This is a genomic window from Prosthecobacter sp. (genome assembly GCF_044222345.1).
Classification (GTDB): Bacteria; Verrucomicrobiota; Verrucomicrobiia; order Verrucomicrobiales; family Verrucomicrobiaceae; genus Prosthecobacter.
The window spans coordinates 122995-132737 of record NZ_JBGANL010000010.1 but is presented as its reverse complement, the minus strand read 5'-3'; the positions used below and the strand labels follow the sequence as shown (position 1 = coordinate 132737).

The 9743-nt window shown below is 60.0% G+C and carries 9 protein-coding genes; all 9 read right to left on the bottom strand.

Annotated elements, in window-relative coordinates:
• Positions 1-134 precede the first annotated feature (134 nt).
• Positions 135-314 (bottom strand): hypothetical protein, encoded by a 180-nt coding sequence (locus ACILSL_RS08230; RefSeq protein WP_395731524.1) that lies wholly within the window; start codon positions 312-314, stop codon positions 135-137.
• A 164-nt stretch (positions 315-478) separates the two neighbouring features.
• Complete coding sequence (locus ACILSL_RS08225; RefSeq protein WP_395731523.1) at positions 479-1615, bottom strand: transposase; 1137 nt, start codon at positions 1613-1615, stop codon at positions 479-481.
• A 371-nt stretch (positions 1616-1986) separates the two neighbouring features.
• Complete coding sequence (locus tag ACILSL_RS08220) at positions 1987-4767, bottom strand: ATP-binding protein (RefSeq protein WP_395731522.1); 2781 nt, start codon at positions 4765-4767, stop codon at positions 1987-1989.
• Entirely contained in the window at positions 4764-5243 is a 480-nt protein-coding gene (locus ACILSL_RS08215) for a response regulator (RefSeq protein ID WP_395731521.1), read from the bottom strand. Before ACILSL_RS08215 ends, ACILSL_RS08220 begins: the two co-directional genes overlap by 4 nt.
• Before the next feature lie 38 nt (positions 5244-5281).
• Positions 5282-7459, bottom strand: coding sequence for a GspE/PulE family protein (locus ACILSL_RS08210; protein ID WP_395731520.1), 2178 nt, complete (start codon positions 7457-7459; stop codon positions 5282-5284).
• A gap of 20 nt (positions 7460-7479) precedes the next feature.
• Complete coding sequence (locus ACILSL_RS08205; protein ID WP_395731519.1) at positions 7480-8004, bottom strand: type II secretion system protein; 525 nt, start codon at positions 8002-8004, stop codon at positions 7480-7482.
• A gap of 11 nt (positions 8005-8015) precedes the next feature.
• The gene (locus ACILSL_RS08200) at positions 8016-8423 is read right to left on the bottom strand and encodes a type II secretion system protein (protein ID WP_395731518.1); all 408 of its coding nucleotides are present in this window, start codon (positions 8421-8423) and stop codon (positions 8016-8018) included.
• 24 nt (positions 8424-8447) lie between these two features.
• Complete coding sequence (locus tag ACILSL_RS08195; RefSeq protein ID WP_395731517.1) at positions 8448-9047, bottom strand: type II secretion system protein; 600 nt, start codon at positions 9045-9047, stop codon at positions 8448-8450.
• Positions 9048-9052: 5 nt separating this feature from the next.
• The gene (locus ACILSL_RS08190; RefSeq protein ID WP_395731516.1) at positions 9053-9451 is read right to left on the bottom strand and encodes a prepilin-type N-terminal cleavage/methylation domain-containing protein; all 399 of its coding nucleotides are present in this window, start codon (positions 9449-9451) and stop codon (positions 9053-9055) included.
• Positions 9452-9743 lie beyond the last annotated feature (292 nt).

Sequence of the window (9743 nt, the reverse complement as noted above, 5' to 3'; positions counted from 1 at the left end):
CTATGCCTGACATGTCCGCACGCCGCCAGTCCCGGCATCAGGCCTGTCAGGCATAGGGCCACGGCGAATTTCTTCATCCATTCCCCCATGGTGTTTCAGTGAATTCAGCAGTGGATGTCCAGAACGCAGCCCGTTCAATCAGATCCCGGCAGCCGTAATCCCGTCGTGCGCTCATGCGGATAGTAACTTTCGCGATGCGAGCGCGTATGCCCCAGAGGGTCGATCCAACGCCAGAAATCATCGACCTTCGTCTTTGTTTCAGAGGCGCAGCCCGCCACCAGGCAGCTTGCCAGCAGGATGATCCAACAGCGCATCACATTCATTCCGAGTCACTCTGAGAGAGGCAGCAGCGGCATTCAAGCATTGCTTATCGACCGCTGATTGAATCCAGCCTCCCCACAAAGTGCCGGGAGCAACCCCACACATCCACAACCGATGAAAACACCCGCCACCCCATTTTCATTCCACGATCTGAACCTTACTCCAGCGGCTTGAGACGCAGATGACGCAGCGTGTAAAACGGTGACTCCGACTCCACCACCCGACGACCGCCTCGCTTGCGCTGCGGACCAAACATCTCCCGGTTTCCATCAAAAACACTCTCCACGAACTCGCGGCTCCCCAGCGCCAGCCCGTCACTGAAATAGCGCACGCGCAAATGCACCAGCTCCGCAGGGCTGAGCTTTCCGCCTTTGGCCAGAACGGCACGTGCCGACTCCACGCTCACGCCGCGCCGCAGCACGTTTTCGTTTTGCGCGTCCTTCACTTCGCGACCCTCCGCGTGCAGCAGGCAGCGATACGCCTCCGCTGCGCCCGCACTTTTCCAGCCATCCACTGGTTTGCTCAGCGCCTTGCACAACCCGCGCTGCGCTCTGCGGCTGCCACCGAGCGCCTCCGCGTAGCCGCACCAGCGGTAGTCCTTGGGATCTTTGACGAGGCCGACGCGCACGGGATTGAGATCGATGTAGGCGGCCATGGTGCGCAGGGCTTCGCCTTTGCCTTCGACGATGACGCTTTTGAAGCGGTCCATCCACAGCGTGCCACGACGTCCGCGCCGCTTGTTGAACCAGCGGCTGAAGCGTTCTTTGACTTCTTTGACGAAGAGGGACAGATCGCAGAAGCGCTTCTTCAATGCGTCCACCCGTTGCTCTGCCAGCACCGTCATGCCACGCGCGCGCAGATCCTTCAATTCATCCCGCAGCAGGCCCAGGTAGGCGCGGCTGTAGAGCGTGCGCAGGTGATCAAAGAGCTTTGCCTCGCCGTCGAGCCCCTCAAACCGCTGCAGCCACGTCTGCCGGTGCGGCACCTCCGCCAGCAGGTGGAAATGATTCCCCATGATGCAGTAGGTCGCCACCTTGATCCCGGAGAATTCGGACATCCGCCAGATCACGCGGCGCAGCGCCTCTTTTTCCACGTCATCAAAGAGCACCTCTCCACCACAAGTCCTCGACATGACGTGGTAGCAGTAGGACTCCAGCGGCCCCTTCCCCAGGATGCGAAACCGCCCGCCAGACCAGGAACGCGCGCCGGGATAGAGGCCCGTTTTCGCATTCACGCCAACGAGCTGCTCTTCGAGCGGGAGCACCTGAGAATCAGCAGACTGAGTCGATTTCATGCCGCCGACACTGCGGCAGTTTCGGCAGGAATCAATCACTAAATGCCTGGCATTATTTTTATTTGATTGGTCATCCGCGAAGAGGAGAAAAAGCGCGAGGAGCCGGCGGCTCCATGCGCTGCGCCGTTTTCACCGGCGGGGCCGTCCTGGGCAGAGGAGCGCGCCAGCGGGTGCTCTACAACGCGCAGCGCTGGGGTGGCAGCGAAAAAGCAGCAACCCTTGATGGACAAAATCTTGGAGTGGCGAAAGCGAACGTCGCAGGAAGCCGCACCTCCCCGAGCACTCGCCAACTCCAGTCACCGAGATCAAAAACGCTGCTTAACTTTGGAATCCGGGTTTAATCTTTCCAGGGCCTTGACCACCTTCGAGCCCTAGAAGCTCATGGGAATCTGCGAAGCTTCGACCGAAAGCGCGGGCGGGATCACGCGACGGAAATCGTCCAGCGACACGGGCTTGGTCAGAAAGGCATTCATGCCGCAATCGCGGCACTCCTCTTTGACTCCGGTGAGAGCATGGCCCGTCATGGCGATGATGGCGGGCTGATGTTTGAGCTGGAAGTTCCCGCGGATGCGCCGGGTGGCCTCCACCCCGCCCATGACGGGCATCTGCAGGTCCATGAAGACGATGTCGTACCCTCCTTGAGCAACCATGCTGACGGCCTCTTCCCCGTTGTTGGCGATGTCCATTCTCACATAGCCCAGGCGCTGCAGCAGCATCGTGGCGATCTTCTGATTCAAAGGCTGATCTTCGACGAGGAGGATTTGAGCGGGGTTCTGGCTGGCAAAGTTGTCAGCCTCCGCCCTGGCAGCCTTGGCGATGGCACGGTTCGTGGCATGAGAGACATGAATGTCATGGCCGCCAGCGGCAGCGCGGGCAGCACTTTGATTCACAAAGGGCGGAGGCGCGGGGGTCTCCAGCACCGAGGGGGACTCAAACGTGGAATTCATCCGAGGCTGTCCCATCGGTTGTTCCGCCTGGGGCTGGATGTAATGAGGCGGCGGCTGTTGCACAGGCGCGGGGATCGGGCGCGATGAAGGAGCCGGCACGGGAGCCTGCGCCGTGACGGACCTCTCTGCAGGCACAGCCGCAGTGACAAGGGCAGTGGGGACGACGCGGCGTGGCATGCGGTAGAGTTCTGCCATCGTGCGCAAAAGCTCACGACGTTTGATGGGTTTGGAGAGCCGTGCGTGCCGGCTGCCGGCAGGCGGGCTAAAGCGGTCACGGTCCAGCTTCGCGCTGGTGATGGACATGGTGGTGATGATGGCGGCTCCACGCATGGCGGCGGCATTCAGCATCAGCACGGCCTCCTCATGGCGAAGGCTGGTGACATCGAGAATGAAGAGGCCTGACTCTTCGACCACCGCGTCGAGTTCCGCCTGGGAACGGTCCCGCAGCAGCCTCACCGTCATGCCCCATTGCGTGAGTGACTGGTTGAGCACCTGCAATGTGGTGGGATGCGCGCTGTACACGACGACAGGCCGCGCCTTCACCACATCGAGCCAGATCAGTTCTTCCTCACGCGATTCATCATCAGGGGCGACACTGAGCGGCAGCTCAAAGAAGAAGTCGGACCCCTTCCCTTCCTCGCTCACGACGCTGATCTCCCCCTGCATCAGCTTGATGAGCTTCTTGCAAATGGCGAGGCCCAGTCCGGTGCCGCCATATTTGCGCGTGGTGGAAGTGTCCGCCTGGTTGAAGGCCTGGAAGAGCTGGCCGATTTTTTCCGGAGGTATGCCAATGCCGGTGTCACGCACGGAAAAATGCAGCAGCGCCTTGTCACCCTGCGGTGTCTGGCGTGAAACCTGCCGCACCAGGATCAGGATCTCCCCCTTCTCGGTAAACTTGATGGCGTTGCCGACGAGATTGACGAGGATTTGTTTGATGCGCTGGAAATCACCCAGCACCTTGCGCGGCAGCGCGGAGTCGATGTGGACATTGAGTTCGATGTTCTTCTCCGCCGCCTTGTGGGAGAAGACGTCAGTGGTCTCTCCGAGCAGCTTCTCGATGTCCACCGGCAGCTTTTCCATCTCCATCTTGGCGGACTCCAGCTTGGAGAAGTCAAGGATGTCATTGATGACGTGAAGGAGCGATTCACCGCTGGAGCGGATCATCCGGATCAGCTCCTCCTGTTCAGGATCCAGCCCCATCTCAATGAGCAGGCTGGTGGTGCCGATGATGCCGTTCATCGGCGTGCGAATCTCATGGCTCATGTTGGCCAGGAAGCTGCCCTTGGCGGCGGTGGCGGTTTCCGCCTGCCGTTTCGCGGCTTCGTATTCGACGAGCAGCGTGTGCTTGCGCTGGTCATCCTCCTGCACGTGGGAGATCATCGTGTTGAACTCCTCCTGCAGGAGATCCAGGTCATCATTCCCATTGGCCGGGACGCGGACATTGAGATTCCCCGCACGCATCGCACGGAAGGCGTCGATGAGCGCATGGGTCTTCTTTGTGATGCGCCGGCCAATGATGTAAAAGCTGAACACCGCCAAGGCCAGCCCGGCGCAGGCGCCAAGAATGGGCACGGTGAGCCGCTGGGAATTGAAAAGATGCCGCAGCTGCACCAGCGGCTGGCGGCCGATGAAAGCGCCCGCCACATGCCCGGTGCGCGAGTACAAGGGAGCAGCGCTGATGAGCCAGTGGTCCCCGCCGTTGATTTCCAGATCACGACTGTCACTGGTGTCATCCATCACCAGGGAGCTGCCCGCCATCACGCGGTAGATGAGATTGTTCATGTGTGCCGGAGCGGGCTCATCGATGACACAATTCTGGCAGCCGGGAATGATGATGATGGGCGGAGACTTCGCCATCGGCGGACCCACACTCCCTTCAGTTTGGCGTGGAGCCACCACATCCACCTCCAGTCCGAGATTCTGCAGGGCCGGCGGAATGTCCACCGTTTGCAGGCGCATCCGCAGGCGGGCCTCGTTCTCCCAGTTCAGCGGGGCCACTCCTGCCATCTCATTCTCATTGAGAGCCTGGCGGTTCAGCTCCATCTGCCCCGCCAATGCCACGGCGCCGAGATAGGAGCTCTGCACAAAACGGAGGGTGATGAACTCCTGCCAGATGAATCCCATGGCAGTCGCCCCCGCCCCCACCAGCACGGCAAACATGCCGAGCAGTGTGAAGCGATTGGCGATCTGAAAGTAAAAACTCATGAGTCATGACCAGGTTTGAAGCCCGAGAAGCCTGACTCAGCCACCTCCGAATCCTGGACCATGGCGCGACGCACCGCCAGGCAGAGACTTTCGAGATTGAAGGGCTTGTACAAAACATCCACAAACCCAATCGCCTGGCAGAGATCCTTCACATCATCCTGAAAGAAACCGCTGCAGGCGATGACGGGCAGCCGGGGATCACACGCACGAAACCACTCCAGCACCTCAAATCCGGAAGCCCCGCCCGGCATCGTGAGATCCAGAATGGCTGCGGTGAAACGCTGCCCCGACTCCGTACCAGCGCGCACCAGCTCAAGCGCATCCTCACCGCTGCGGCAGGCGACAGCTTCAAAACCGTGGGCCTCCAGCACGGCCTTTCCCACAGCCAGCACATGGGGTTCGTCATCGATGATCAGCACGCGCGCGATGGCACGCGAGGCAAATTCTCGGGGTAGAAGCTGAGTGGTCTGGCGCATGGTGGTCAAGAGTTGGAAAGTTGTAAAATGCTCCCCGCTTACATGGCGGTGTAGCTGAGGCATTTGATTTCATCGAGGGAGGTATGCCCGCCGATGACCTGCTGCAGGCCTTCCTGATAGAGCGAGCGGAAACCATTTTTGAAGGCGGCGGCGCGCATCGCGCTCAGCGGGGCCCCCTCCTCGACGAGGTCGCGCAGCTCATTGTTCACCTCGCACAGCTCCATCAGCGCCACGCGTCCGGCATAGCCCGTGCCATGGCACTCATCACACCCGCGGGCGGTGTAGATGGGTGTGGTGATCGGCTGGGTGATCACGGCCTGCTTCGCCATCAGATCCTGCACGTCCGGCGGGGCCTGCATCGGCTGCTTGCAGTAGGTGCACAGGCGGCGCGCCAGACGCTGCGCCTGGCTCAGTGCCAGTGAATCTGCCAGCAGATATTTCTCCACCCCCATCGACAGCAGTCGTGAGACCGCGCGCAGGGAGTCGTTCGCATGCAGCGTGGTGAGCACCAGATGCCCCGTGAGCGAGGCATTCACCGCCGCGCCTGCTGTTTCCGCATCGCGTGACTCACCGATCAGGATGATGTCAGGGTCGGCACGCAGCAGGGAGCGCAGACCGTTCGCGAAGTCGAGTCCGCGCGCGTTGTTTGTCTGCGTCTGATTGATCCCCTCGATTTCGTATTCGATCGGGTCTTCAATCGTCTGAATGTTCACGCTCTCATCGTTCACGCTGTTGAGCAGCGCATAGAGCGTGGTCGTTTTACCGGAGCCGGTCGGGCCCGTCACCAGCACCAGCCCCTGGTCGCGCTGCATGGTGCGTGTCAGGATGTCGATCTGGCGCTGCGAGAGGTTGAAATCCGAAAGGCGCTTCACCCCGTCCTGCTTGTCCAGGAAACGCATGATGACCTTCTGAAACTCACGCCGCGTCGGCACCGCAGCCACACGGACATCCACCCGGCGCCGGCCGATGGAGAGCGCCATGCGCCCGTCCTGGCACTCCTGCCGGTTCTGGCTCATGCCCGCGTAGTTTTTCAGCAGCGCCACGTAGCGGTTGAGCTGGCTCTCCGGCGCGGTCATGATCGTTTTCATGGTGCCGTCCATGCGCGCACGGAAGCGCGTGAAGCTGTAAAATTTCTCCAGATGCAAGTCGGAGGCGCGGCAGCGGATGGCGGTAAACAGCGCCCACTGCACCAGTTGCTCAGGCTCGTGGTTCGGATTCTGCGGATTGATCCGTGCCATGTCTTCGGGGGAGATTTCCACCACGCTGGCATCATCAGCCACGGAGAGCGTCGTCCCCTCCCCCATCGAAGCCACCGCACTCGGGTCAAACGTCGCGCCCGCCCGGTTGATCGCCTCACGGATGCTGGCCAGATCCGCCAGCACCGGCACGATCTTCACCGAAGGATTGCCCATCGACAGCCACTCGTCCTCGAAAGCATAGCAGTCAGCGCTCTCACTCAGCAGGAAAACGACCTGCTTGCCGATGTAGAGCGGGTAGACGTTGTGCCGCTCCAGCAGCGGGATCGGGAAGAAAGTCTGCCTCTGCGCCTCCGTGGCGCTGTACACCAGCGTGCGGCAGCCGCTGACGAGGTGCTGCAGGGCGATGCCCATGTTGCGCTGCACCACATTGAAATGCGTGACTCCCAGTGTCTCCGCCTTGCTTTTCTGCGCCTCGTAGAAACCTTTCAGCTTGGTGATTTCAGTGGGCTCGTAGGGATAGCGTTCGAGCAGCCACTGAAAGGTGCCTTCCAGCCCCAGGTCGGCAAACACCGGCGGCTGCAGCTGCTCCATCGCGTTCGACTGGGAGATCGGCATCTGCCCAAAGCGCTGCACCAGATCCTTGCGCGTGTTTTGGTACTGCTCCGGTGTGATCAGCACCCGGATCGTGAGAAAGTGCGGAACTCCCCACAAATCTCCCGCGCGCGGGTTGTGGTGCGCCATCACCAGCAGCGGTCCGATGGTGCTCACCGGCAGCCAGGGGTCCGCCACATACGGCACCCGGCCCAGCTTCCGGATCAGCCGCTCCGCATCGGGGGAGCAGCTCTCACGCAGCAGCGTGACAGGCAGCATGCCATGCTGCAGGGCCAGCCCTTCAATCGATTGAATGGCCAGAATCGCAGTCTGCCTCGCCTCAACTATCGTGTTTGGCGGATTACTCGCACCACCAAAAGATTTTGGTGCTAGCGGGTTCGTCGGGATCTGGAGGGTGGCAGCCATGAGTTTGTGCGTGGCAGGGATCAGCGTCCCGCCATTTGAAAGTTTGGCGGAAAATCAAAGGCCGTGGTGAAGTCCCGGCCTTCGAAATCCATCAGGATTCCCGTGCCGCTCTGCCCGGGTTTGAGCAGTTCAAACAATCTCCCCGTCCAGCGCAGACGGTGCACGGTGGAATCACTCGAAGACACCGGGTTGTACCGCGGGTCCATATAAGGCGAGCCGGGCTGGGCACGATTGATGTTCGGGTCACGATACTGCAGCGTGCGCAGAATGACCATCTCATCCGCTATGGAACCATTCATCGCATCAAACAGCAGCTCGTAGTTCTGCTGGGCGAAACGATACACCGCCTGGTTGAGCGTTTCCTGCCGTGCCGAGGCCAGCGCACCTTTGGACGCACCCAGAAACTGGTTCATTGGCATCACTGCGATCCCCGCCAGCACTCCCATGATGGAAACAACGATCACCATCTCCGACATGGAAAACCCGCCCTCCCGGCCCGCTGGCAGGAAGGTGGCTCGTTTTCCACGATGTGAGAGGAAGGTCATGCCGGAATTTGTCAGTAATTGATGGTCGCGCCGGTCGGGCCATACAGCGTCGCCTTCGTCATGGACGTGATCAAAGGCGGGAAAGTCAGATTGTACCCGGACGGCAGGAAGCTGGTCAGGTCCTTTTCCGCAAAACTCAGGTAGGACTTCAGCAGCTGGTACTTCGCCTCCGGCGTCGAGGCCGCCGCCCACTCCAGCGCCGCCTGCGTACGCCCGCGCACCTGGATGTAGCTCGCCTGCGCCAGATTCAGCGACTCCGCACGCGCGATCGCCAGATTGCGTTCGCTGTCACCCCGCATGCGGGTGACGGATGGGATCGCCATGAAGGCGATGATGCCAATGATCGACACACAAGCCATCATCTCCACCAGCGAGAAGCCGCGAATGAAAGAGTGAGATTTTGGAGAGGGGGTGTGCATGATAGAATTCAGCGGAGAACCGGATTATTGATTGACCAGATCCACATGGGGAAAATCGCCCGGCTGCCAGTCTGGCAGCGAGAGGTACTGCTGCGCATTGTACAAAGCAGCCGTTTGCAGCTGGTTGGCATTGCTCGTGTATTCGGCGAAATGATCTGCCGTGGTCTGATCAAGGAAACCCACGCGGGCACTCGGATCAGACGATGTCGGGTCGGGGGTCAGCAGCTTGAATCGCAGCTGGCTGCTGGCCAGTGCGTTATAAGAAGTGCGCACGCTCTCAAGGCCGCGGTACTGCGCCGTGTTGTTGACGCGCATCTGCGCCATCACCCATGCCGTCAGCGCGCTCTGCACCGATGCCTGCTGCTGCCGCGCCATGACACGATGGGCATCGCGTGAGGCATTGGAGATCGCGGCCACGATGATCGATGACATGATGCCGATGATGGCAATCGTGAAGATAGCCTCAACAAAGCTGAATCCTGCCCTTCTCTGTTTGCGAATTGTCATGTTCATAACCACCTCCGCCCTGCTCCCTGCTGCAAAAAAACGCCGGGGAGTCACCTCCCCGGCGGACGTGAGCCGTCCGAAACTGAGTTCAAACCCCAGTGCCGGGCGCGTCAGCACCTAGATTAGTAGGAACCTGGATTGTACTTCACCTGCTTGTTGGTGTCGTCCCAGGTCAGGTAGGTGGCAGCAGCAGGGATTTCCGTTGGGTTGATCGGGCCGGAGGTGAACAGCTTGCCGGAGAAGGCGCCAGTGCTTGGGGTCACGCCAGTGATGGCAAGGTTGACGATGGCGGAACCGTCGGCTGGGCTGCCGAGGGAAGCGCCAGCTGCGACAGCGGCGTTGAGCACGGAAGCAACGGTCTGCGCATTGCGCTTGGCCGTGGCGTCTTTGGCGCTCTGGTTCAGGTTGCCGATGTTCGGAATCGCGATTGCGGCGATGATGCCGATGATGGCGATGACGACGAGCATTTCCACGAGGCTGAAGCCAGCTTTGCGGGAAGTGTTGAGCTTAATGTTTTTCATAGTGTGTTGTGTGTGTGTGTGTGTTTGGCTGTTGGTGTTAATTCGAAGTGTTCAGCTTGTGGAGTTGCTCAGCCTCGAATTATGGAAATTGTAATTTATTTGTTAATTACATTCAAACATTTTTTTCATAATTTTAACAATTAGAACGATTTAGCTAGAGAGAGCGCCCCATATTTTTCTCTCTCAGAGCTTTTTTTCGCTTCAAAAAGAACTGCCTGAAGGGCTTTTTAAGGGGCCTTTTTCGCCTCTCAGAAAAATTCCGGGCAGTTAGCCTGTGACATCTTGCGCTCTT